This is a genomic window from Rhizobium sp. RCC_161_2, assembly GCF_041355235.1.
Classification (GTDB): domain Bacteria; phylum Pseudomonadota; class Alphaproteobacteria; order Rhizobiales; family Rhizobiaceae; genus Rhizobium.
Genome location: NZ_JBFUPL010000011.1, coordinates 123,730 through 145,812, shown reverse-complemented (window position 1 = coordinate 145,812; position 22,083 = coordinate 123,730). Strand labels below are relative to the sequence as shown.

Genomic DNA, 22,083 nt, shown 5'->3' with positions numbered 1-22,083 from the left:
GTCGATCAGCCGTCTGATCTTCGATGACCTCGTCTTGTCGAGGTGATGTATCCTGGATTTGCCATTGGGGAGGAAGAAACGTTGCTTGAGCAGCTAGATCCGGTGATTTTGGCGCGTGCGCAATTCGCGTTCACCGTCTCCTTCCACTTTATTTTCCCGGCATTTTCGATCGGGCTCGCGAGCTATCTGATGGTGCTCGAGGGCCTTTGGTTGAAGACGGGGCAGGGTGTTTACGCCAATCTCTACCGTTACTGGCTGAAGATCTTTGCCGTCGTCTTCGGCATGGGCGTTGTTTCAGGCGTGGTCATGTCCTACCAGTTCGGCACCAATTGGTCCGTCTTCTCGACCAAGGCAGGCCCGATCGTCGGTCCGCTCATGGCCTATGAAGTGCTGACGGCGTTCTTCCTGGAAGCCGGCTTTCTGGGCGTGATGCTGTTCGGCATGAGCAAGGTCGGCAAGAAGCTGCATTTTTTCGCGACTTGCATGGTGGCTCTCGGCACGCTCATCTCGGCGACATGGATCATTGCGGTCAACAGCTGGATGCAGACGCCGGCGGGCTTTGCAATCAACGCAAAGGGGCAGTTCGTGCCGGCGGGCTCATGGCTGCCGATCATCTTCACCGCCAGCTTTCCCTTCCGACTTGTTCACACTGTGATCGCCGCCTATCTCACCACGGCTTTCGTCGTTGGCGGCGTTGGCGCCTGGCATCTTCTTAAAGATCGCGCCAATCCCGGTGCCCGCAAGATGTTCTCGATGGCGATGTGGATGGCTGCCATCGTCGCACCGATCCAGATCCTTGCCGGCGATGCGCATGGCCTCAACACGCTGGAACACCAGCCGGCCAAGGTTCTGGCCATGGAGGGTGACTATGAACCGAGCCCGAATGGCGCGCCGCTCATTCTGTTCGGGCTTCCGAGCAACGACGAGGCCCGTGTCCGGTATGAAGTTTCTATTCCCTATATCGGCTCCCTGATCCTCAAGCACGATCCATTCGCACCATTGCCGGGCCTGACGGATTTTCCGCGTGACCAATGGCCGCCGGCGCATATCATATTCTGGTCGTTCCGGATCATGGTCGCGCTTGGCTTTGCCATGCTTGGGATCGGTCTCTGGAGCCTTCTGGCTCGCTTCCGCAGGAAGCTTTATGACTGGCCGTGGCTGCATCGCGCTTGCGTTGTCATGGGGCCAGCCGGCTTCGTTGCGGTGATTGCCGGCTGGGTGACGACCGAAGTGGGGCGTCAGCCTTTCACGGTGTACGGATTGCTGCGAACCGCGGAATCGCATTCGCCGCTTGCGGCACCCGCCGTTGCCATATCGCTTCTTGCTTTCGTCGTGGTCTATTTCAGCGCCTTCGGCGCGGGCACCTATTATCTGCTGCGCCTGATGTCGAAGCCGCCTGAGCGCGGGGAGACGGAGCCGCCGAACGTGCCGCAACGCGCCGCGGGCATCACGCCGGCGCCAGGCTTTATCGCGCCTTTGCCGGGGAAGGAATAACCACCATGGCCAGCATTGATCTGACTATCGTCTGGGCAGCGGTCATCGGCTTCGCGGTGATGGCCTATGTCGTGATGGACGGCTTCGACCTTGGCATCGGCATCCTGTTTCCAACATTCGAGGTCGGCGACGAGCGCGATCAGGCGATGAACTCGATCGCACCGGTGTGGGACGGCAATGAAACCTGGCTGGTCATGGGGGGAGGCGGGCTGTTCGCGGCTTTCCCGCTCGCCTATGCGATCATTCTTCCCGCGACCTATCCGCTGATGATCGCGATGCTGCTTGGCCTAGTCTTTCGCGGTGTCGCCTTCGAGTTTCGCTGGCGCGATCCGCGTCACCGTCCGTTCTGGGATGTGGCCTTTTCCGTCGGCTCGTTCGTTGCGGCATTGGCGCAAGGGATCACGCTTGGCGCGATCCTGCAGGGAATTCACGTCGAGAACGATGCTTATGCGGGTGGCTGGCTCGACTGGCTAAGCCCATTCAGCCTGTTGACGGGCGTGGCCGTGGTCATCGGCTATGCTTTGCTGGGCGCAACCTGGCTCATCTGGAAAACAGAAGGAACGAGCCAGAGCCATGCGCGCCGCGTAGCCTTCTGGGTTGGTGCCGCAACGCTCATTGCCCTTGCGGCAGTGAGTGCGGCGACACCGTTCCTGGCCTATGATTACTGGCGGCGCTGGTTCGCGATGCCCGGCGTGCTGCTGACCGCTCAGGTGCCATTGTTGGTGCTCATCTGCTCTGCAACGTTTTTCTGGAGTTTGCGGCGCGAATTCGAACGTGCTCCGTTCCTGATGGCGCTTGCGCTGTTTCTGCTGGGATTCATCGGTCTGGGGATCAGCATCTATCCCTATATCGTGCCGCGCGTGGTAACGATCTGGGATGCCGCCGCGCCGCGCGAGAGCCAGATTTTCATGCTTTTCGGAGCGCTTGTCATCATTCCCGTGATCCTCGTCTACACCGGTTGGGCCTATTGGGTGTTCCGAGGCAAGGCGGGCGTCCACGGCTATCACTGATGAGCCCCGTCGCCCCTCTTTGGAAGCGACTCGCGTGGATGGCCGCCATCTGGGCGGCAAGCGTTGCCGCGCTTGGGGTGGTCGCAGGTGTGATCCGGTTATGTTTGCACGGTTAAGGCTATCCGATCGGGGTCAATGCAAAGGAGGTGCGCGGTGATATCCGACCCGAATTCGCGTCCCTCCTCACCCGCGCGGCTTGTCGTCTATGCAGCTCTCGCCGGCAACATTGCCGTTGCAGTGACAAAGCTTGCCGCCGCCATCATCACGGGCAGCGCGGCCATGTTCAGCGAAGCGGTGCATTCGATTGTCGATTCCGGCAATGAAGGATTGCTTCTTTACGGCTATCGCCGGTCCGCACGGCGACCCGACATCGTTCATCCGTTGGGGTTTGGCCGCGAGCTCTATTTCTGGAGTTTCATTGTTGCCCTCTTGCTGTTCGGGCTTGGTGCCGGCGTATCCTTGTATCAAGGGTGTCTCCACGTCATGGCTCCCCAAGCCGTCGAGCATGTCATGGTGAGCTATGTCGTGCTGGGTCTTTCCTTCCTCTTCGAAAGCACCTCCTGGATCATCGCATGGCGCAATTTCGCGAGAGTGAGGGGGAAGCTCGGTTTCTGGACGGCGTTCCGGCGTAGCAAGGATCCGCCCGCCTTCATGGTGTTGTTCGAGGATAGCGCGGCCCTCATAGGGATTACGATTGCCGCAGCCGGGATCGCGGCCGCCGAAGTGTTCGATATGCCGGTTTTCGACGGCGTTGCGTCCATCCTGATCGGGCTTGTCCTTGCGGTTACGGCCCTTCTCCTGGCAATTGAAAGCAAGAGCTTGCTGATTGGCGAGCGCGCGTCGCCGGTACTTGTCGATGCGATCTGCCAGATCGCTCAGGAACAGCCGGGCGTCGTCCACGCCAATAGCGCGCTCACTGCACAACTTGCGCCCGATCAGGCGGTGGTAGCCCTCAGCATAGAATTCGACAATGCGCTCGGTACCGAGCAGATCGAGGCCTGCGTGGCGGCGATCGAAAAACGTGTCCAAATGACCCATCCCGATGTGATCGCGCTCTTTGTGAAGCCGCAAACCCTTGGACAGTTCGAGAGCGCCAGAAAGAAGCGGTTCGGCGACTACTTATTTCCAGCTACACGATCGTAACTTTGAACATACGACTATGCGGCGGCGCGAAGCCGTCTTCATGGGACGTGGCGCGGCTGCCATCGACATTCTGTCCAATTCCAATCAGACAGAATGTTCGAGTTCAATAATACGTGATCTTCAAGTTATTGATATAGCTACAATTTACGCATTGGCACGCCTGTTGCGTATAGCTTTGTTGCATTGTGAATGGCAGCGCCAGCAGGGCCGCGATGCCGTCGAAGCGTAAACAGACGAGGGGGCACAGGCCGTCCTGCAGGGTGCACTCGAAAAGCACTTCAGTGATCAAAGGAAGGTTCCATGACGACTATCAATCGAACTTCCGCGCCTTCGGGAGCATTCGTCGAAGCCCGTGCGAAATGGGGGTGGTTCGTTGCCCTCGGGATCGTCTTCATCGGCGCGGGCGTGATTGCGGTCGGTAATCTGCTTCTGACGACGCTCGCGACGGTCTATTATGTTGGCGCGTTTATGGTCGTCGCCGGCGTTATGCAGATCATCCAATCCTTTCGGGTCAAGACCTGGCGCGGCTTCGTCTTGTGGCTTCTCAGCGGCGTTCTCTATGCCGCCGCTGGCGTTAGCACCCTCATGAATCCGCTGCTGGCGTCGTTCATTTTCACGCTGTTGCTGGTGCTGCTTGCGGTGGCCGCGGGCGTTTCGCGCATATGCCTCGGTTTCCGGACAAGCTCCGAATCCGGTTGGGGATGGATCGTCGCGTCCGGCGTGGTGACGACAATCGCGGGATTGACCTTCCTGCTTGGCTGGCCAGTTAACAGTCTATGGCTGCTGGGATTGATTTTGTCCGTCGATCTGATCTTCCAGGGCTGCGCATTCATTGCATTCGGTCTGCGTTTGAGAACGGCACACGAGGAGACCGTCTCGGCGTAAATGGTTATCGGTGACACGTGGTATCCGCGAGCGACCCAATCCGTGGGAGAGATGAAATGACTGGAAAGACCAAACCCGAAGACGGCAATCAGGGGCCAGCCAAGTCTGCTGCGACTGCGGAACAGGCTGCGCGTGACCCAGCCGGTGCAACGAATGCCGGCGATATCCCGACGAACGACAGTCGCGCGGAGGCCTTCGCCAAGCTTGAGGCCGAGAATGCGGAATTGAAGGATCGCCTGCTGCGCGCCTTGGCGGAAGTCGAGAATGTGCGCCGCCGCGCCGAGCGCGACTTGAACGATACGCGACAATATGCGGTTGCGAAATTTGCCGGCGACATGCTGCGTGTGGCTGACAATATGGAGCGCGCCATCGCCAGCATTCCCGTCGAGGCGCTGAAAGAAGAGGGGGCGTTCAAGACGCTGATTGAGGGTATCGAGCTCACTGAAAAGGAAATGCTACGCTCTTTGGAGAAGCACGGCGTCAAGAAGCTTAATCCCATGGGAGAACGTTTCGATCCTAATTTCCACGAGGCGCTGTTCGAACTGGCCGATCCCTCCGTGCCGAACGGCACCGTCACCCAGGTCGTCGAGCCGGGATATGTCATAGGGTCTCGCCCGCTGCGCCCGGCCAAGGTCGGCATCGCGCGCGGCGGCGCCCAGAGCCAGCCCTCTCCAGGTAGGGAAGGCGAACCGAAGGGTTGAGCCGCGTAAGCGCTAATTTAAAGTGCGAAACAAATGGAGTTTTTGTCTGACGCCGCCGAACTATCTTAAAAGTCTGCTCCGACATTCAAGCCTTTCTGTCAGTTGCGGTAACGATGGAAATTCAGGAGAGGATCGACAAGAAGCAGGCAATTCGCCGAGAGAAATATTCTTTCATTGACGGCGATAATCGACATTTTGCAGTGTAGCTGAACGACGAGACGAGGGGATGTCTTCAAGATGGCCGCACCTTTGCTGATACGAAACCGAAACTATCGCCTTCTGTTCACGGCGGGAGCGCTGACAAACCTTGGCGACGGGTTCACAGTTCTGGCATTGCCTTGGCTTGCGACGCTGATGACGCGCGATCCGGTAGCTATTGCCGCGGTGGCTGCTGCGGCTCGCTTGCCCTGGTTGTTGTTCGCCGTGCCGGCAGGCGTAATCATTGATCGGACCGACCAGCGCAAGTTGATCGCGCGCGCCGACATGCTGCGGGCAGGGATTGTGTTTGCGATCATGATGCTAGCACTCAGTCAGCCGACCCCTGAGGCGGTGTGGGCACTGGCGGGGTTGGCCTTCCTGCTCGGCTCGGCCGAGGTGCTCCGGGATAATGCCGCGCAGACGATATTGCCGTCCATCGTAGCGCCCGGTGACCTTGAAGCTGCCAATGGCCAAATGTGGAGCGCTGAGCAACTGACCGGTCAATTCATAGGGCCGCCGCTGGCTGGGTTGCTGATCGGGGTCGGGGTCGCCTTGCCTTTCGGCCTCGACGCAGCCGCCCTGGTGCTGGCCGCGGGACTGGTCTGGCTGATCACGCTTCCTCCGCAACTGCGGTCATCCTCGCGGTTCTGGTCGGCCCTTGTCGAGGGAGTGAACTGGATGCGGCGTGATGTTGCGCTGCTGCGCCTTGCCGTAGTGCTGGGACTGGTGAATTTCCTCTACATGATGGCAACCACGATAACCGTCCTGTTCACGCAAGAGGTGCTAGGGCTGTCTGCAGCCGGCTACGGCGTACTGCTGTCGGTCGCCGCCATGGGTGCCGTTGCTGGCAGTCTCAGCGCCCCTGCCGTGGTTGGTTGGATCGGCTCGCAGGCGAGCCTTTTTGTCTCGCTGGGGGTATGGGGTCTCACTTATGCGGTTATCGGCCTGAGTTCGAGCGCTGTCGTTGTCGGCATGGCGATGTTCTCGCTGATGGTAGGCTCGATGCTCTGGAACGTAATCACAGTCTCATGGCGGCAACGGCGTATCCCAGCGGAATTGTTGGGCCGGGTGAACAGCATCTACCGCTTCTTCGGCTGGGGTTCCATGCCCCTTGGCGCAATTGCCGGAGGCCTCATCGTTTCGCTCGTTGAAAACGAGGCTGGGCGCGAAGCCGCGCTGCGCGCGCCTTTCCTTCTAGCGGCGACTGGTAGCGGGGCTTTGCTGATCTACGCCCTGTTCAAACTGCGACTGCGATAGGCCGTTCAGACCTGTCTAAGGACATTCAAAGTCTAAACAAGTACGAGATTAAAGCCATGGCCGCGCAATTCCCGATGAAGGTCAGTGCCTTGCGGAAAATTATTGCGGTCTTCCACTAGGGACCTTCCCGGGTTGCTGAACGATGGCTTTCGAGGGCGACATCCGTCGTTCGCATATCCTCCCTAAATCATATCAGGATTCAGCTGGTTCAGCCTTAAGTTGACGCTTATAGAGCTGAGCCCCTCGGAATGGCTTGCATCATCGAAGGCCGGTCGATATCGGCTCAATTCTGCTGGCTGTCGGCCGCCGGCGACGAAGTATCCGCCGGAACCGTCGGCGATAGTTTGGTCATCGTCTGCTGGGCCATTGTGCTGTTTGCGATGACGATGTGGCGCTGGTCGTCGGTTTTCAGAACCGTATAGCCTAGCGAGATGTTTTCGACCTCTCCGACTTCAAGCCCGGTCGGCGCTTGGATCTGAAGGCGATCGCCCTGTCGGAACGGTTTGTAGAGAACAAGGCTTATTCCAGACACCAGATTGCCGAGTGTCGTCTGTGCCGCCAGTCCCAGGATAACCGACATCAGGCTGACGCCGGCAAGCAGCGCCGTGCCCAATCGGTTCAGTGCCGGAACCAGGTGTGCGTAGAATGTTATCAATAGAACCCAGATTATCAGGACAGAGAGGTGGCTGAGGAAGGAGATGGTGATCTGGTCGATACGCTCGGATCTGTCATGCCGGAGTACCTCGATCCTCAATTGTCGTACCAGCCAGGAGAGGCATATGCCGGCAAGGAAAAATAGGCCCGCGAGTAGCATGGCGCCCATCAACTGGTTCGGGTCGATAAATCTGAGCATCGATTGGTTCTTCAAATCAGTTGCCTGGCCACCACCATCCTGAACTTCTACTAGAAGTCCAGAACGGGAACCAGGGAGTTGGCGGGAAGGGCAGGGCCGCCCGCCGGCCGCCTGACCAGCGTATTGGCACTCGCCAGGGGAAGTTGGGCGGACGCCGATTGCCGTGGGATAATATCGACGTAGTCACCGCTATGGCGCGCATAGAGGAACATCTCCCGGGCATCGGCGGCCGCCACCGGGGCAGCCAGCGGCAACTCCCGCCAATCAAGCGCGGTGTCGAATCCCCGACCTGACAAGGCGCAAAGCAGTGGTGCGAGGAACAGTCGGGCAACGGTCATTGCCGCAGACGGGTTGCCCGGTAGTCCAAGCACATGCTTTCCGTAGAGCCGCCCATACCAGACCGGTTTTCCCGGTTTCATCGCTACTCCGGCGAATTTGAGGTCAAGCTCGAGCATCTTCAAGGCGGGCCGGACCAGGTCCCGATCTCCATGGGAGGCGCCCCCCGCAATGACAAGGACGTCGGTGTCGAGGCACGCCAAAGCGACAGCCGTACGGATGGCCTCGATGTCGTCCGAGACGAGTGCTGCCCCCACTGCGTCCGCGCCCCATTGTTTTGCCAGCAGCTGAAGCGGCAATGTCAGGCTATCGGGTATGCGTCTGTCGGTTGAACTCGCCCTTCCCGCTCGGGCAGGCTCGTCACCACTGGTGATGACGCGCAGTCTTGGCCGCTTATAGACATGCACGGTCGGCTGGTCGGCGGCGGCGGCGACCAGCAATCTCGGTGGATCGAGCTGCGTGCCCGGATCAAGAAGAACTTGCCCAGCATTGAAGCCGGATCCCTTCAGCCGCACGTGAAGTGCCGCGGGCACGGGGCCGACGATACGGATAATTCCATCCCGTTCACCGGTCAGTTCGAAGGGGATAACGCGATCCTTGGACCGCGGCATGGGCGCACCCGTCATGATCCGCACTGTCGTCTCGGGATCAAGCGCAGGAGGCGCCGCATCGCCGGGATAGCTTGCGCCAACGAGGCGGAAATCTCGCCTGCTCGCCCGGACCGCACGGTCCTCCACGGCAAAGCCATCCATCGCGGCGACATCCTCGCGTGGGGAGTCGACGCGTGCTCTTATAGCTTCCGCCAATACCCGAAAGCCGGCATCCCCAATCGGGATTTCCTCCGGTGCCAATGGCTCTGCTTGCGAGCGCAAGATGGCGTGTGCCTCGTCGAGCGTATTGGGGGCGGTGCACGGTGTGCCCATTACCGGCGTTTCCGCATGGTGGCGAGCGTTGTCTCGCCGCAATTCGATTTTGACGTCTGATCCAACATCCTGCCGCCTCTCATGGTCACCAGCATCTTCGCAGCAACAAGCGTGCCATTTCCTTATGCAAGTAATATCAACGGTTTAGGGTGGTATTTTCCTCACATTCAGACATTTTGTCCAAAATGTCGGGAGAAGTTGTCCTCGGTGCTTCTGAAAAAAACAGCCGTGCCCTTCTCATCTGACAACCTGCATGCCTTCGCCGACCGTCGCACCGCCTTCGCGTCACTCAAATTCGGCGCGGACAATTTGTCTGGCCCCACAAGGACATCTTGTCCTTCGTCTCCACTATTCCCTTTCTAACCCATTGAAATCGCTTTCCTCTCAAACTGGCACGCCTGTTGCTGTCTCTTATGGGTTGGGAATATCGAAGTGCTGTTGGCGCGGTGGAGAAGCAGTTTGGCATGCGAATGCGCCGGGCAAGACGAAATGGTTCGATTGCAGAATCCAAACTGGGGGAACCTTGTGATGATCGATTTGTTTTTAGAGATGTTCCCCCGAAGAGTGGGCCGGTTCCGAAACGGCGAACAGCCCAAGGAGAACATCGGGCGGCGGAGGAAAGCCGACGGAGATGCGGCAAGAGGCTCCGTAGATCTTAGAGTTCCAGCTATCGCCGCGCCAATGAGCCGAACAGATACGGAATAGACCATAAATCCAAATTCAAAGAGGAGAAATGTGGTGGCCAAAGTCATCGGAATCGATTTGGGAACGACCAATTCCTGCGTAGCCGTCATGGAGGGCAAGAATACGCGGATTATCGAAAATTCCGAAGGCGCGCGTACGACGCCTTCGATTGTTGCGTTTACAAGCGACGGTGAGCGCCTCGTCGGGCAGCCGGCCCGGCGGCAGGCGGTGACCAATCCCACCAACACGATCTTTGCCGTAAAGCGTTTGATCGGCCGCCGCTACGACGATCCGACCGTCGAAAAGGACAAGGGACTGGTTCCCTACAAGATCGTCAAGGCCGGCAACGGCGATGCCTGGGTCGAGGCCGAGGGCAAGACCTACTCACCGTCGCAAATATCGGCCTTCATCCTGCAGAAGATGAAGGAAACGGCGGAAGCCAATCTTGGCGAGAAGGTGAGCCAGGCGGTCATCACCGTGCCGGCCTATTTCAACGATGCGCAGCGTCAGGCAACGAAGGACGCCGGCAAGATCGCCGGCCTGGAAGTCTTGCGTATCATCAACGAGCCGACGGCGGCGGCCCTTGCCTACGGGCTCGAAAAGAAGAAACAGGCCAAGATCGCGGTGTACGATCTCGGTGGCGGCACCTTCGACGTGTCCATTCTCGATATCGGCGATGGCGTCTTCGAAGTGAAGGCGACGAACGGTGACACGTTCCTGGGCGGCGAAGATTTCGACATGCGCCTCGTCAACTATCTGGCGGATGAATTCCAGCGCGAGCAAGGGATAGATCTGAGAAAGGACAAGCTTGCTCTGCAGCGTCTGAAGGAGGCTGCGGAAAAAGCCAAGATCGAGCTTTCCACATCCACACAGACCGAAGTCAATCTGCCGTTCATTACGGCGGATGCTACCGGCCCGAAACATCTCCAGGTCAAGATCACGCGGGCGAAGTTTGAGTCACTGGTTGAAGATCTCGTGCAGAGGACTATCGAGCCCTGTCTCAACGCCCTTAAGGACGCGGGCCTGACAGCCAACGAGATCAGCGAGGTGGTGCTGGTCGGCGGTATGACCAGAATGCCGAAGATCCAGGAAATCGTGCAGAAGATTTTCGGCAAGGAGCCGCATAAGGGTGTCAACCCGGATGAGGTGGTTGCGGTCGGTGCTGCGATCCAGGCGGGCGTGCTGCAAGGCGATGTCAAGGATGTCCTGCTTCTCGACGTTACCCCATTGTCGCTCGGCCTTGAAACATTGGGCGGTGTCTTCACGCGCCTCATTGAGCGCAACACCACCGTGCCGGCCAAAAAGAGCCAGGTGTTTTCGACTGCCGAGGATAACCAGAACGCCGTCACGATCCGCGTTTTTCAGGGCGAGCGTGAAATGGCCGCCGACAACAAGATGCTCGGGCAGTTTGACCTGATGGGCATTCCGGCGGCACCGCGCGGCGTGCCGCAAATCGAAGTCACCTTCGATATCGACGCCAACGGCATCGTCAATGTCTCGGCAAAGGACAAGGGTACAGGCAAGGAGCAGCGCATCCAGATTCAAGCCTCGGGTGGCCTGTCGGAGGCCGACATCGAAAGAATGGTCAAGGACGCGGAAGCGCATGCCGTCGAAGACAAGAAGCGCAAGGAAGCCGTGGAGGCAAAGAATTCCGCGGAAGCACTGCTGCATGCGACCGAGAAGGGCGTGGCGGAACATGGTGGAAATCTGTCGGAGGCCGATCGCCGTGCGATCGAGAATGCCATGGCGGATCTGCGCGAAGCGATAAAAGGCGACGATGCATCCGCGATCAGCGCAAAAGCGAGCGCCTTGCAACAGCAAGCGATGAAACTCGCGGAGGCTGCCCAAGCAGGGGCGCAAAGCCCGTCAGACGCGGGCTCAGCTCAGCCCGCCAACGACGATGTCGTCGATGCCGAGTTCACCGAAGTGGACGACGACAAGAAGACCTCGCCGTAGCGGATCGCGCGCGGCGGGTTGGTGTTCACCCCGCCCAAATCGCGTGCAGTGGCCGGGGACATCCCGGCCACCCCTATCCGGCCGGTGTGCATGTTTCGTGATCAATAAGATTCTTCCGGAGTAAGTTGTGAAAAATCCTTACGAGGTTCTCGGTGTTGCCCCGACAGCGTCTGCGGCCGAGATGCAAAGCGCGTACCGCAAGCTTGCGAAGAAGCTGCATCCGGATCTCAATCCCGGCGACAAGACGGCTGAGGAAAAATTCAAGGAGGTCGCGGGCGCTTATGACTTGCTCGGTGATGCCGAGAAACGGAAACGTTTCGATAGCGGTGAAATTGACGCTTCGGGCGCAGAGCGGCCGCAACATCAATATTATCGGGATTTCGCCGGCGCGGATCAGGGGCATCCATATGCGGATACCGCCGGCTTTGCCGACTTCATGGATGCGGACGATGCCTTTGCCGAGCTTCTGAGACGCGGCCAAAGAGGGCGTGCGAACCGGCGCGGGCAGGATATGCAATTCCGCCTGCCGATCGATTTCGTGGAATCGATCGTAGGCGCCAACAAGCGCCTGACATTGCCGGACGGTGGCACGCTCGACGTGAAGATCCCGCCGGGTTTGGTGGACGGACAAGTCCTCCGTCTCAAGGGCAAGGGTGCACCTGGTGCCGGCAAAGGTGGTGCTGGAGATGCCCTGATCGAGGTCGAGGTTCTGCCTGACCGGCGCTTCACCCGCGAGGGTGACGACATCTCCCTGGAGTTGCCGATCTCGCTGTCCGAAGCGGTCCTTGGCGGGCGTATCCGCGTTCCCACCCCGACCGGGGATGTCACGATGTCGGTGCCAAAGGGGTCGAACACGGGGACGACCTTGCGCCTGAAAGGCAAGGGCGCGCCGCATCGTGGCGGCGGTCAGGGCGATCAGTTTGTCCGGTTGAAGGTGGTTCTGCCGAAATCCCCGGATCCTGAACTCGAGGCCTTCGTGACGAACTGGAGCGCCGGGAAAGATTTCAATCCGCGCGAAGATAGGACATCGTGATGAACAAGCAGGAATTTCTAACTTCCTCAGGCCTTCAGGTTCAGACGCTGGAATTCTGGCTCGAGCAGCGCTGGCTCGTCCCGAGGAAGCAGGCGACCGGTGGGATCGGGTTCTCCGACATCGATATCGCGCGTGCCCGTTTCATCCTGGAGCTGAAGGAGGATCTCGGAGCGAACGACGAGGGCATCGACATCATCCTGCATCTGATGGATCAGCTCCACGGAATGCGCCGCGCGCTCGCGCAGTTGCGCCAGGATATGCAGGAACGCCCGGTTTAGCGATGCCGTCGCCTGGCTGGCAGTCAACGTGCAATTTTGCCTCGGCTTATTTGTCGCTCTGCGGAAAGCTGCGGCATTGATGTAATCTATCGTTGCGTAAATCGTCATGCTAGCCCGTCAGTTGGCTGATGTCGGAGGGAAGTTGAATGGCACAGGATCGAACCAATGATAGTGCCGAGCCTGTCACAGACCCGGAGTTTGGGCCTTGGCTGGCCCAGGCATCGATCCTGATCGTTGACGACGAGCCCGGCATACGCAATTTTCTGGTCAAGATTCTTCTGCCACGCTGCAAGCTCATTGAGGTGGCCGCAGACACGAAAGAGGCGTCGCGCAAGCTCGACGAGCAGAATTTCGATGTCGTCATTCTCGACAATATTATGCCGGGTCAAAATGGTCTCGATTGGCTGGCAGAGCAACGGACGATCGGCTTCTTCGCCGACGTCATCCTGATGACCGCATATGCCGATCTGGATACCGCGATTGGAGCCCTGCGCGCTGGTGTCGTTGATTTCATTCTAAAGCCATTCCGCTCGAACCAGTTGCTGAACGCCGTGGCGCGCTGTCTCGATCGGATGCGGTTGCAGCGCGAGAACGAAGTTCTGCGCCAGGAGCTGAAATCGCCGTCGCATCAGATCTTTCTGCGCAACAAGCTGCTGGGCGAATCCAGGGCGATCCAGCACGTCCGTGAGACCATAGCACGCGTCGCGCCCTTGCCGACCTCGGTTCTCCTGACCGGCAAGTCCGGAACGGGAAAGGAGGTCGCGGCTCGTTCACTTCACTCTCTTTCCAACCGATCCGACAAGCTTTTCGTGCCGATCAATTGCGGTGCTATCCCTGCCGATATGATCGAAAGCGAATTGTTCGGTCATTTGAAAGGAGCTTTCACCGGCGCGGGGAGAGCCCGCGAAGGGCTGTTCATGCATGCGCATGGCGGCACCGTGTTTCTCGATGAAATCGGCGAGCTCCCCTATGCGCTACAGACCAAGCTGCTCCGTGTGCTGGAGGATCGCCGCGTGCGGCCAGTCGGCTCGGAACGCGAGGTTCCCTTTGATGCGCGTTTCGTCTTTGCAACCAATGCCGATCTTCCAAAGCGCGTCGAGGCCGGCGCCTTCCGCGCCGATCTTTATTTTCGCATCAATGTGATGCAGATTCATCTGCCGCCGCTGAAGGATCGCGGCGACGACGTGGTGGAGCTTGCGACGCTTTTTATGCGTGAATTTGCCCAACAGCTTGGCATGCCTCCGATTGCTATCGATGACAGGGTCCGCGCGTCGCTCGCGCGGTATGATTGGCCTGGAAATATCCGGGAATTGCGCAACCTGATCGAGAGAACGGTGATCCTCGGCGGCTTTCCGGAAGACATCGAGAGGATCGCCGATGACGATGATGGCGATAGTGGAGGGCAGAGCCTGGCGGAGATCGAGCGGCGGCATATTCTGTCCGTCCTGCGCGAGGTCGGTGGCGACCGCGAAGAAGCGGCCCGTCGGCTGGGTATCTCGCGCAAGACCGTCGACCGCAAATGCGTAAGTTGGCATGTTTAAACGCGTGCCCGGCATGATGATCGGGAAAAGATCCGTGCGCTACCGCCTGCTGGCGATCGCGCTTGTGCCGATGCTCGTCATCCTGCCGCTGCTGCTTGGTATCAGCATCTACCGCTGGAATAGCCGGTTCGATGCCATGACCGTCTCCAAGGTCAATGACGACCTGACGATCGCGCATCAATATTTGGGCCGGATCCTCGAAAATACCGAGGGCCAGCTTTTTGCCGTGAGTGAATCGGCCCGATTTCAGGAGCTGCTTCAGAAAGGCAATGGCTTTAACGGCAATTTTTCAGCCTTTCTCAAGGGAACTGCTCAGGGCCGTAGGTTCGATTTCCTCTACGTTGTCGGCGACGACGGTCATATCATCGTCAGCGGGTACCCGTTGAGTTCTCCGGCCATCCGCTGGAACTGGCCAGCCATCGGTTCGGCCCTTGAAGGTCGCTCTAAGACGAGCATCGATGTCTTTGGACAGGCTGAACTTGCCGCGATATCGCCGGAGCTCGCGCAACGGGCACGCATTGAGATCGTTCCGACCGTTGGAAGTGCTGCGACCAACCTGACCGAGGAAACACGCGGTCTGGTCCTCCAGTCGGCAATCGCCTTGATACTACCCGACGGTCGGCGCGCAGCCCTGGTCGGCGGCATCCTTTTGAATCAGAACCTCGCCTTCGTCGATACGATCAACGACCTCATCTATCATGGCTCGGGTCTGCCCGAAGGCAGCCACGGCACGGTCACTCTGTTCCTCGATGATGTCCGCATCAGTACCAATGTGCATTTGTTCGAGGGCCGTCGGGCCATCGGCACGCGCGTCTCGGCCGAGGTTCGCAGCGCCGTGCTCGACCAGGGACGAACGTGGCTCGATAGCGCCTTTGTCGTCAATGGCTGGTATATCTCAGGCTACGAGCCGATCCTCGACAGCTACAGCCGCCGGGTCGGCATGCTTTATGCGGGGTTTCTCCAAAAGCCGATAACCCAGGCAAAATACGAGACATTGCTGACGATCGTAGCGGCATTCCTGATCGCTGTCGCCGCGACCGTTCCGCTGTTCCTGATATGGGCCCGCAGCATTTTCAAGCCTCTGGAGCGCATGACCGGCACCATCGCCCGCGTGGAGGGCGGTGATCTCTCCGCGCGCACCGGTCCCGTCGAGAACAGGGACGAAATCGGTCAGGTGGCGTTGCATCTGGATCATCTGCTCGATCTGACCCAGCAGCGCGACGCCGAACTGCGTCAATTGAATGAGGAACTCAATCAGCGGGTCGAGCAGCGGGCGCTTGAACTGCACGATGCGACACGGCGATTGGAGACCACGACCAAGCAACTTGTCATGTCGGAGAAGCTGGCGGTGATTGGCGAGATCACGGCGGGGGTCGCTCACGAGATCAACAATCCGATTGCGGTCATGCAAGGCAATCTCGAAGTGATCCGCGAGATGATGGGATCCGATGCCGACAATGCCGGTACGGAGTTTCGCCTTATCGATCAACAGATGCATCGTATCTCGGAGATCGTCACCAAGCTTCTCCAATTCGCAAAGCCACAGGAATATTCCGGCTATTCCGAACACTATGCCGCGGCCGGGATCGTCTCCGACACATTGCCGCTCGTCCAGCATCTGCTGAAGAAGACGACGATCGTGCTTGAAAGGGAAGATCGCGCCTTGCGGCCGATCATGATGAACCGAACCGAATTGCAGCAGGTTCTGGTCAATCTGATCGTCAACGCCATACATGCCATGCCGAATGGCGGGCGGCTGACCTTGCGAACGATCGATTCAGACACGGACGGCCAGGCAGGGGTCGCCATCCAGGTCGAGGACACGGGCATGGGCATGGCGCCCGACGTGATGCAGAAAATCTTCGATCCGTTTTTTACCACCAAGACCCGGGAAGGCACGGGGCTTGGCCTCTCGGTCAGCCAGATGCTGATGGCGCGACAGGGCGGCAGGATCTCGGTCAGGAGCGAGCCCGGCAAAGGCACGACGTTCACCGTCTGGCTACCGGAAGCAGATTGACGCTCTCAGGCTCGCACGGACATTTTGTCTTGCCTCCTCCCGACAGATTGTCTGTCTCAGATCGCCACCCGATCATATCTCGTTGATTTCATTGCCTGCTCGAACTGGCACGTCCGTTGCTCAAAGACTCTCTGAAACAGGAGCGGTGGCATAGGTCCGGAGGAGGTGGCTCAATGAACGCTGAAAAATATACAGATCGTGCAAGAGGCTTCATCCAATCCGCACAGTCGCTCGCCACGCGGGAGGGAAACCAGCAATTTACACCTCTCCATATTCTCAAAGTCCTGCTTGATGACAGCGAGGGTCTTGCCGGTGGCCTGATCGATCGCTCGGGCGGCAATTCGCGCGCTATCCTCAGCGCGACTGAAGACGCTTTGGCAAAGTTGCCGAAGGTGACCGGTGCCGGGGCCGGACAGGTCTATCTCGCGCCCGAGACTGCGCGTCTCTTTACCGCGGCGGAACAGGCAGCGGAGAGGGCCGGAGACAGCTTCGTGACGGTGGAACGGCTGCTGCAGGCACTCGCTGCCGACAAGCACGGCGAAGCGGGAAAGTTGCTCGCACAGGGAGGCGTCAATCCGCAACAGCTCAATGCCGCCATCAACGCCTTGCGCAAAGGCCGCACCGCCGATAGTGCGTCGGCCGAGAACGCCTATGACGCGTTGAAGAAGTATGCCCGCGATCTGACGCAGGCAGCGCGGGACGGCAAGCTCGATCCCGTCATCGGGCGTGACGAGGAAATTCGCCGCACGATCCAGGTTCTTTCACGGCGCACCAAGAACAATCCCGTGCTGATCGGCGAGCCCGGTGTCGGCAAAACGGCCATCGTCGAAGGGCTGGCGCTGCGGATCGTCAACGGCGACGTCCCGGAGAGCCTGAAGGACAAGAAGCTGCTCGCGCTTGATCTCGGCTCGCTGATCGCCGGCGCGAAATATCGCGGTGAATTCGAGGAGCGGCTGAAGGCCGTGCTGCAGGAAGTCACTTCCGCCACAGGCGGGATTATCCTGTTCATCGATGAGATGCATACGCTGATCGGGGCCGGCAAGACCGACGGCGCGATGGATGCGTCCAATCTGCTGAAGCCGGCTCTGGCGCGCGGCGAGCTGCATTGCGTCGGCGCGACCACGCTCGACGAATACCGCAAGCACGTCGAGAAAGACCCGGCGCTTGCACGGCGGTTCCAGCCGGTGTTCGTGCCGGAGCCGACGGTCGAGGATACGATCTCGATCCTGCGCGGGCTGAAGGAAAAATACGAACTCCATCACGGGGTCCGGATCGCCGATTCCGCCCTGGTGGCGGCCGCAACGCTGTCGAACCGCTACATCACGGACCGCTTCCTGCCGGACAAGGCCATCGACCTGATGGACGAGGCCGCGGCCCGGTTGAAGATGCAGGTCGATTCCAAACCGGAGGAGCTGGACTCTCTCGACCGTGAGATCATACGGCGCAAGATCGAGCAGGAGGCGCTCAAGAAGGAGGCGGATGCCGGTTCCAAGAGCCGGTTGAAGACGCTCGGCGAGGAGCTGGCCAGGCTGGAAAAGGCGTCGGCCGATTTGACCTCGAAATGGCAGTCGGAGAAGGGCAAGCTCTCCGACGCTCAGAAGATGAGGAGCGAGCTGGAGCAGCTTCGCACCGAACTCGCCAATGCCCAGCGCACCGGTGAATATCAGCGGGCCGGGGAGCTTGCCTACAGCACGATCCCTGAGCTGGAGAAAAAGCTTGCCGCCGTCGAAGCCAGCGAGAATACCTCGATCACCGAAACGGTGACCGCCGACAATATCGCACAGGTGGTGTCGCGCTGGACAGGCGTGCCGGTCGACAAGATGCTCGAGGGCGAGAAGGATAAGCTTCTTCATATGGAAGAGATGCTTGGCAAGCGCGTCGTCGGCCAGGCGCAGGCCGTGCGCGCGGTGTCGACCGCCGTCCGGCGCGCCCGTGCCGGGCTGCAGGATCCCAGCCGCCCGATCGGCTCGTTCATGTTTCTGGGTCCCACCGGCGTCGGTAAGACCGAGCTTGCAAAGGCGCTGGCGGAGTTCATGTTCGACGACGAAACGGCGATGGTTCGCATCGACATGTCGGAGTTCATGGAAAAGCATTCCGTCGCGCGGCTGATCGGCGCGCCTCCGGGATATGTCGGCTATGATGAGGGCGGTGTGCTGACCGAAGCCGTCCGGCGGCGGCCCTATCAGGTCGTGCTCTTCGATGAGATCGAAAAGGCGCATCCGGATGTGTTCAACGTCCTGCTCCAGGTTCTCGACGACGGCCGCCTGACCGATGGTCAGGGTCGCACAGTCGACTTCCGCAACACGCTGATCATCATGACCTCGAACATCGGCGCGGAATATCTCGTAAACCAGCCGGAAGGCGAAAAGACGAGCGTGGTGCGCGGTGAGGTCATGACGATGGTGCGTGCACACTTCCGTCCCGAATTCCTCAACCGCATCGACGCAATCATCCTGTTTCACCGCTTGCAGAAGAGTGAAATGGGGCAGATCGTCGAAATTCAATTCGCGCGATTGCGGAAAATCCTGGATGATCGCAAGATCGAGCTTACGCTTGATGCGAAGGGACGGAATTGGCTTGCCGATAAAGGGTGGGATCCTGCCTATGGCGCCCGTCCGTTAAAGCGCGTGATCCAGCGCTACGTGCAGGACCCGTTGGCGGAAATGATCCTTGCGGGCGATGTGCGCGACGGTTCGATGGTGAAGCTCTCCGCAGGCAAGGATGGCCTCACGTTCAATGGACAGAAGCCGGTGATGGTGGAGGAGGACGATTTTGACCTCGTCTGAACCGACTGTCCGACAATGCGTTTCAGTCATGGCGTGAGAACGAGTTTGACCCGATCGCCGTACAGTCATTTGGCAAGGTTTTACCAAGGCAACAGCTCAACGAAGGAGAAAGCTGCGATGACGGACAAGATCAAGGAAAATATGGAAGTCATAGGCGCCGATGGCGTGCACGTCGGAACGGTGGATCGCCTGGAAGGCGACCGTATCAAGCTCAAGAAGAGCGACAGTTTTGGGCGCCATGAGGGACACCATCACTACATCGAGATCGGCTTTGTCGCGGGTGTCGAGGGGGACAAGGTTCGTCTCTCCGCGAATGCCGACATTGCCGTGACCCTGGAAGAGGAGCAATCCGGGCGCCCCGTCAACTTGTGATGAACGCATTGAGGCAGCCGGTCAGGCTGCCTCAGTCACATTGGTCACTATGAGGCTGGACGCCCCGGTGTCAATTTCGTCTCCAACCTGGGAAAGTTGCAGCGATGCCAGAATATGATCTCTATATAAACGTCAAGAAGCCTGGCATAGGTCTTTATGTGCGCACGGGCGCGGCTCTACCCGACTTTGCCGACCCGAAAGACTGGGTCTTCGACGGCACCGCGGCACAGGATCTGTTGCCGCCGAGCGTCGTGGAAGGTGTCGAAGCGGATGGGTATGGATTTCGCGACATGAATTGACGGCGTCGAGAGCTGACGGACGAGCAGGCCACTTTCTCAACAAAAGATAACAAACGGATCGCCAATGGACGCAAATTCTCCTTCCGCCGTTTCACAGCCGGTTGTCGCAAAGCTGACCCGAGCAGCGATCTTTCTCGTCGTGACGGTCAATTCCGGCTCGCAGCATGATGCGACCGTTCGCGCCCTCTGTGGCGATCTGTCTGGCCTGCTTCGCGCGGTTGGCTTCCGTGATCTTGAAAGCCGGCTGTCCTGTGTCATGGGGGTCGGCTCCGACGCGTGGGACCGGCTTTTTGGAGCGCCAAGGCCGAAGGACCTGCATCCGTTCCGCGAGGTTCGCGGGCAGCATCATGCCGTCTCGACGCCTGGCGATATCCTTTTCCACATTCGTTCCACACGCATGGACCTCTGTTTTGAATTAGCGACCCAGATCATGTCGCGGCTCACCGGCGCGGTCTCCGTGATGGATGAGGTGCATGGCTTCAACTATTTTGATGATCGCGACCTGATCGGCTTCGTCGACGGCACCGAGAACCCGGTGGATCAGGATGCGATCAGGGCGACGATCATCGGTGAGGAGGACCTCGCCTTCGCCGGCGGCAGCTATGTGATCGTGCAGAAATATCTGCACGATCTGACGCGCTGGAACGAGGTGCCGGTCGCCGAGCAGGAAAAAATTGTCGGCCGCATGAAACTCTCGGACATCGAACTGGATGATGCCGTCAAGCCAAGCTATGCGCACAATGCCTTGACCACCATCATCGAGGACGGAGAGCAGCTGGAAATCGTGCGTGACAACATGCCATTCGGCGAAGTGGGGAAAGGGGAGTTCGGCACCTATTTCATCGGTTATGCCCGTTCGCCACGCCGGATCGAGCAGATGCTCGAGAACATGTTCATCGGTCGGCCGCCCGGAAATTACGATCGGCTGCTCGACTTCAGCCGCGCGGTGACCGGAACGCTGTTCTTCGTGCCCACCGCGACGTTCCTGGATGATGTTGTGGCTGATGGTGCGACCCCATCGACTATTGCGCCGAGTTCGAAAGAGCCCGAGGCGGCGGAGAGAATTCAGTCGCGATCGTCCCCAGGCGACGGCTCGCTCGGTATTGGTTCTTTAAAAAATGAGGCAGGTTATGAATAATCTTCATCGGCAATTGGCACCCATCTCCGACAGCGCCTGGGCACAAATCGAAGAGGAGGCGTCTCGTACGCTCAAACGTCATTTGGCGGCGCGCCGCGTGGTGGATGTGCAGGACCCCGGGGGTATCGAACTGTCGGCAGTCGGCACCGGTCATCTCAAACCTATCCCAGGACCTGGCGATGGGGTCCAGACTGCGCAGCGCGAGGTGAAGGCACTCGTAGAGCTGCGCGTTCCGTTCAAACTGACGCGCCAGGCGATCGATGACGTGGAGCGCGGCGCGGAAGATTCAGACTGGTCGCCCGTCAAGGATGCCGCGCGCAAGATCGCTTTCACCGAGGATCGTTCCGTCTTCGACGGATATGCCGCAGCAGGGATTCAGGGCATTCGCGGAGGCAGCAGCAATCCGGTATTGCCCTTGCCTGCCAATGTGAGGGGATATCCGGATGCGGTCGCCAAGGCGGTGAGCCAGTTACGACTGGCGGGTGTCAACGGTCCTTACGCGCTTGTTCTGGGTGCGGAGGCATATACTGCGGCCAGCGGCGGCAGCGACGACGGCTATCCGGTCTTCCATCACATCGAGCGTGTCGTGGACGGAGGGATCATTTGGGCGCCGGCCATCGAGGGAGGCTTCGTGCTCACGACCCGCGGTGGTGATTTCGAGCTGGATATCGGTCAGGACATCTCCATCGGTTACCTAAGCCATTCCAGCACGGTCGTGGAACTGTATCTGCAGGAGACCTTCACTTTCCGGATGCTGACATCGGAAGCAGCTGTCGTACTCGCGCCCGCGGAAAAGTGATTGCGATGACGATGCCGGGATCAGGTGATCGAACTAAGCCTTGATTACCTCAATTTCCCGGCTTCGTCCGTTGCGAATGAAACGCACACTGCCGATGGCTCTAATCCGCTATCGCTAGACGGCGTCGCCCTTGCCCGAGGACATCTTTTCGAACGCATTGAGATAATTGTCCTTGGTCCGCAGGATATGCGCGCGCATCATCGCCGACAGGCGTTCGCGGTCGCCGTCGGCCGTCAGTGTAATCATCGCCTCGTGATTGAGATAGGATCGATCCGGCTCCCCTTCCGCTTCGATCGTTGGACGGCGTATGCTGTGCGAAAGCGATTTCATTTCGAGGTCTAAAATGGCATGCAGGGCTCATCCGCCGCGATCAACTCGGT

At 59.2% G+C, this 22,083-nt stretch carries 20 protein-coding genes; 17 read left to right on the top strand and 3 right to left on the bottom strand.

The features are described 5' to 3' along the window. Nucleotides 1-81 precede the first annotated feature (81 nt). The 7 genes from AB6803_RS25570 to AB6803_RS25540 all read left to right on the top strand — a co-directional run bounded on the left by AB6803_RS25570 (nt 82) and on the right by AB6803_RS25540 (nt 6,688). Nucleotides 82-1,494, top strand: a complete 1,413-nt coding sequence (locus AB6803_RS25570; protein WP_371111520.1) for a cytochrome ubiquinol oxidase subunit I — start codon at nt 82-84, stop codon at nt 1,492-1,494. 5 nt (nt 1,495-1,499) lie between these two features. Further along, nucleotides 1,500-2,504 carry a cytochrome d ubiquinol oxidase subunit II gene (gene cydB / locus AB6803_RS25565; RefSeq protein WP_371111519.1) on the top strand — a complete coding sequence of 335 codons (1,005 nt, stop codon included), beginning with the start codon at nt 1,500-1,502 and terminating at the stop codon, nt 2,502-2,504. Continuing rightward, nucleotides 2,504-2,620 (top strand): DUF2474 family protein, encoded by a 117-nt coding sequence (locus AB6803_RS25560; protein WP_371111518.1) that lies wholly within the window; start codon nt 2,504-2,506, stop codon nt 2,618-2,620. Before cydB ends, AB6803_RS25560 begins: the two co-directional genes overlap by 1 nt. Nucleotides 2,621-2,639: 19 nt before the next feature. Beyond that, entirely contained in the window at nt 2,640-3,647 is a 1,008-nt protein-coding gene (locus tag AB6803_RS25555; RefSeq protein ID WP_371111517.1) for a cation diffusion facilitator family transporter, read from the top strand. A gap of 300 nt (nt 3,648-3,947) precedes the next feature. Next, nucleotides 3,948-4,532 (top strand): HdeD family acid-resistance protein, encoded by a 585-nt coding sequence (locus AB6803_RS25550; RefSeq protein ID WP_371111516.1) that lies wholly within the window; start codon nt 3,948-3,950, stop codon nt 4,530-4,532. A gap of 56 nt (nt 4,533-4,588) precedes the next feature. Then, nucleotides 4,589-5,233: a nucleotide exchange factor GrpE gene (gene grpE, locus AB6803_RS25545; protein WP_371111515.1), complete on the top strand. Its 645-nt coding sequence runs from the start codon at nt 4,589-4,591 to the stop codon at nt 5,231-5,233. A gap of 237 nt (nt 5,234-5,470) precedes the next feature. Continuing rightward, the gene (locus AB6803_RS25540) at nt 5,471-6,688 is read left to right on the top strand and encodes an MFS transporter (RefSeq protein ID WP_371111514.1); all 1,218 of its coding nucleotides are present in this window, start codon (nt 5,471-5,473) and stop codon (nt 6,686-6,688) included. A gap of 283 nt (nt 6,689-6,971) precedes the next feature. On the opposite strand, the gene AB6803_RS25535 is transcribed toward AB6803_RS25540, so the two are convergent. After that, a complete protein-coding gene (locus AB6803_RS25535; protein WP_371111513.1) occupies nt 6,972-7,541 on the bottom strand; it encodes a mechanosensitive ion channel family protein in 570 nt (189 codons plus the stop codon). A 50-nt stretch (nt 7,542-7,591) separates the two neighbouring features. After that, on the bottom strand, nt 7,592-8,800 hold the full coding sequence (locus tag AB6803_RS25530) for a molybdopterin molybdotransferase MoeA (protein ID WP_371111512.1): 1,209 nt from the start codon (nt 8,798-8,800) through the stop codon (nt 7,592-7,594). 738 nt (nt 8,801-9,538) lie between these two features. Here AB6803_RS25530 and dnaK point away from each other — a divergent pair. From dnaK to AB6803_RS25480, 10 genes are all read left to right on the top strand, one after another. Continuing rightward, entirely contained in the window at nt 9,539-11,440 is a 1,902-nt protein-coding gene (gene dnaK, locus AB6803_RS25525; protein ID WP_371111511.1) for a molecular chaperone DnaK, read from the top strand. A gap of 127 nt (nt 11,441-11,567) precedes the next feature. Next, complete coding sequence (locus tag AB6803_RS25520; protein ID WP_371111510.1) at nt 11,568-12,473, top strand: DnaJ C-terminal domain-containing protein; 906 nt, start codon at nt 11,568-11,570, stop codon at nt 12,471-12,473. Continuing rightward, nucleotides 12,473-12,751, top strand: a complete 279-nt coding sequence (locus AB6803_RS25515; RefSeq protein ID WP_371111509.1) for a chaperone modulator CbpM — start codon at nt 12,473-12,475, stop codon at nt 12,749-12,751. The genes AB6803_RS25520 and AB6803_RS25515 overlap by 1 nt, the downstream gene beginning before the upstream one ends. Nucleotides 12,752-12,897: 146 nt before the next feature. Further along, entirely contained in the window at nt 12,898-14,292 is a 1,395-nt protein-coding gene (locus AB6803_RS25510; RefSeq protein WP_371111508.1) for a sigma-54-dependent transcriptional regulator, read from the top strand. Then, nucleotides 14,285-16,309 carry an ATP-binding protein gene (locus AB6803_RS25505; protein WP_371111507.1) on the top strand — a complete coding sequence of 675 codons (2,025 nt, stop codon included), beginning with the start codon at nt 14,285-14,287 and terminating at the stop codon, nt 16,307-16,309. The genes AB6803_RS25510 and AB6803_RS25505 overlap by 8 nt, the downstream gene beginning before the upstream one ends. Nucleotides 16,310-16,482: 173 nt before the next feature. Continuing rightward, nucleotides 16,483-19,095 (top strand): ATP-dependent chaperone ClpB, encoded by a 2,613-nt coding sequence (clpB, locus tag AB6803_RS25500; RefSeq protein ID WP_371111506.1) that lies wholly within the window; start codon nt 16,483-16,485, stop codon nt 19,093-19,095. 117 nt (nt 19,096-19,212) lie between these two features. Then, the gene (locus AB6803_RS25495; protein WP_371111505.1) at nt 19,213-19,467 is read left to right on the top strand and encodes a DUF2171 domain-containing protein; all 255 of its coding nucleotides are present in this window, start codon (nt 19,213-19,215) and stop codon (nt 19,465-19,467) included. Nucleotides 19,468-19,571: 104 nt separating this feature from the next. Next, nucleotides 19,572-19,766, top strand: coding sequence for a hypothetical protein (locus AB6803_RS25490; protein ID WP_371111504.1), 195 nt, complete (start codon nt 19,572-19,574; stop codon nt 19,764-19,766). Nucleotides 19,767-19,830: 64 nt separating this feature from the next. After that, nucleotides 19,831-20,904, top strand: a complete 1,074-nt coding sequence (locus AB6803_RS25485) for a Dyp-type peroxidase (protein WP_371111503.1) — start codon at nt 19,831-19,833, stop codon at nt 20,902-20,904. After that, on the top strand, nt 20,897-21,703 hold the full coding sequence (locus AB6803_RS25480) for a family 1 encapsulin nanocompartment shell protein (RefSeq protein ID WP_371111502.1): 807 nt from the start codon (nt 20,897-20,899) through the stop codon (nt 21,701-21,703). The genes AB6803_RS25485 and AB6803_RS25480 overlap by 8 nt, the downstream gene beginning before the upstream one ends. A 114-nt stretch (nt 21,704-21,817) precedes the next feature. On the opposite strand, the gene AB6803_RS25475 is transcribed toward AB6803_RS25480, so the two are convergent. Continuing rightward, nucleotides 21,818-22,033 (bottom strand): hypothetical protein, encoded by a 216-nt coding sequence (locus tag AB6803_RS25475; RefSeq protein WP_371111501.1) that lies wholly within the window; start codon nt 22,031-22,033, stop codon nt 21,818-21,820. Between the last annotated feature and the right edge of the window lie 50 nt (nt 22,034-22,083).

What these genes read in the sequence shown, in the direction of transcription:
- cydB (WP_371111519.1), top strand. Translation starts at nt 1,500, where the DNA reads ATGGCCAGCATTGATCTGACTATCGTCTGGGCAGCGGTCATCGGCTTC.
- AB6803_RS25560 (WP_371111518.1), top strand. Translation starts at nt 2,504, where the DNA reads ATGAGCCCCGTCGCCCCTCTTTGGAAGCGACTCGCGTGGATGGCCGCC.
- AB6803_RS25555 (WP_371111517.1), top strand. Translation starts at nt 2,640, where the DNA reads ATGCAAAGGAGGTGCGCGGTGATATCCGACCCGAATTCGCGTCCCTCC.
- AB6803_RS25550 (WP_371111516.1), top strand. Translation starts at nt 3,948, where the DNA reads ATGACGACTATCAATCGAACTTCCGCGCCTTCGGGAGCATTCGTCGAA.
- grpE (WP_371111515.1), top strand. Translation starts at nt 4,589, where the DNA reads ATGACTGGAAAGACCAAACCCGAAGACGGCAATCAGGGGCCAGCCAAG.
- AB6803_RS25540 (WP_371111514.1), top strand. Translation starts at nt 5,471, where the DNA reads ATGGCCGCACCTTTGCTGATACGAAACCGAAACTATCGCCTTCTGTTC.
- AB6803_RS25535 (WP_371111513.1), bottom strand. Translation starts at nt 7,541, where the DNA reads ATGCTCAGATTTATCGACCCGAACCAGTTGATGGGCGCCATGCTACTC.
- AB6803_RS25530 (WP_371111512.1), bottom strand. Translation starts at nt 8,800, where the DNA reads ATGGGCACACCGTGCACCGCCCCCAATACGCTCGACGAGGCACACGCC.
- AB6803_RS25515 (WP_371111509.1), top strand. Translation starts at nt 12,473, where the DNA reads ATGAACAAGCAGGAATTTCTAACTTCCTCAGGCCTTCAGGTTCAGACG.
- AB6803_RS25510 (WP_371111508.1), top strand. Translation starts at nt 12,898, where the DNA reads ATGGCACAGGATCGAACCAATGATAGTGCCGAGCCTGTCACAGACCCG.
- AB6803_RS25505 (WP_371111507.1), top strand. Translation starts at nt 14,285, where the DNA reads ATGTTTAAACGCGTGCCCGGCATGATGATCGGGAAAAGATCCGTGCGC.
- clpB (WP_371111506.1), top strand. Translation starts at nt 16,483, where the DNA reads ATGAACGCTGAAAAATATACAGATCGTGCAAGAGGCTTCATCCAATCC.
- AB6803_RS25495 (WP_371111505.1), top strand. Translation starts at nt 19,213, where the DNA reads ATGACGGACAAGATCAAGGAAAATATGGAAGTCATAGGCGCCGATGGC.
- AB6803_RS25490 (WP_371111504.1), top strand. Translation starts at nt 19,572, where the DNA reads ATGCCAGAATATGATCTCTATATAAACGTCAAGAAGCCTGGCATAGGT.
- AB6803_RS25485 (WP_371111503.1), top strand. Translation starts at nt 19,831, where the DNA reads ATGGACGCAAATTCTCCTTCCGCCGTTTCACAGCCGGTTGTCGCAAAG.
- AB6803_RS25480 (WP_371111502.1), top strand. Translation starts at nt 20,897, where the DNA reads ATGAATAATCTTCATCGGCAATTGGCACCCATCTCCGACAGCGCCTGG.
- AB6803_RS25475 (WP_371111501.1), bottom strand. Translation starts at nt 22,033, where the DNA reads ATGAAATCGCTTTCGCACAGCATACGCCGTCCAACGATCGAAGCGGAA.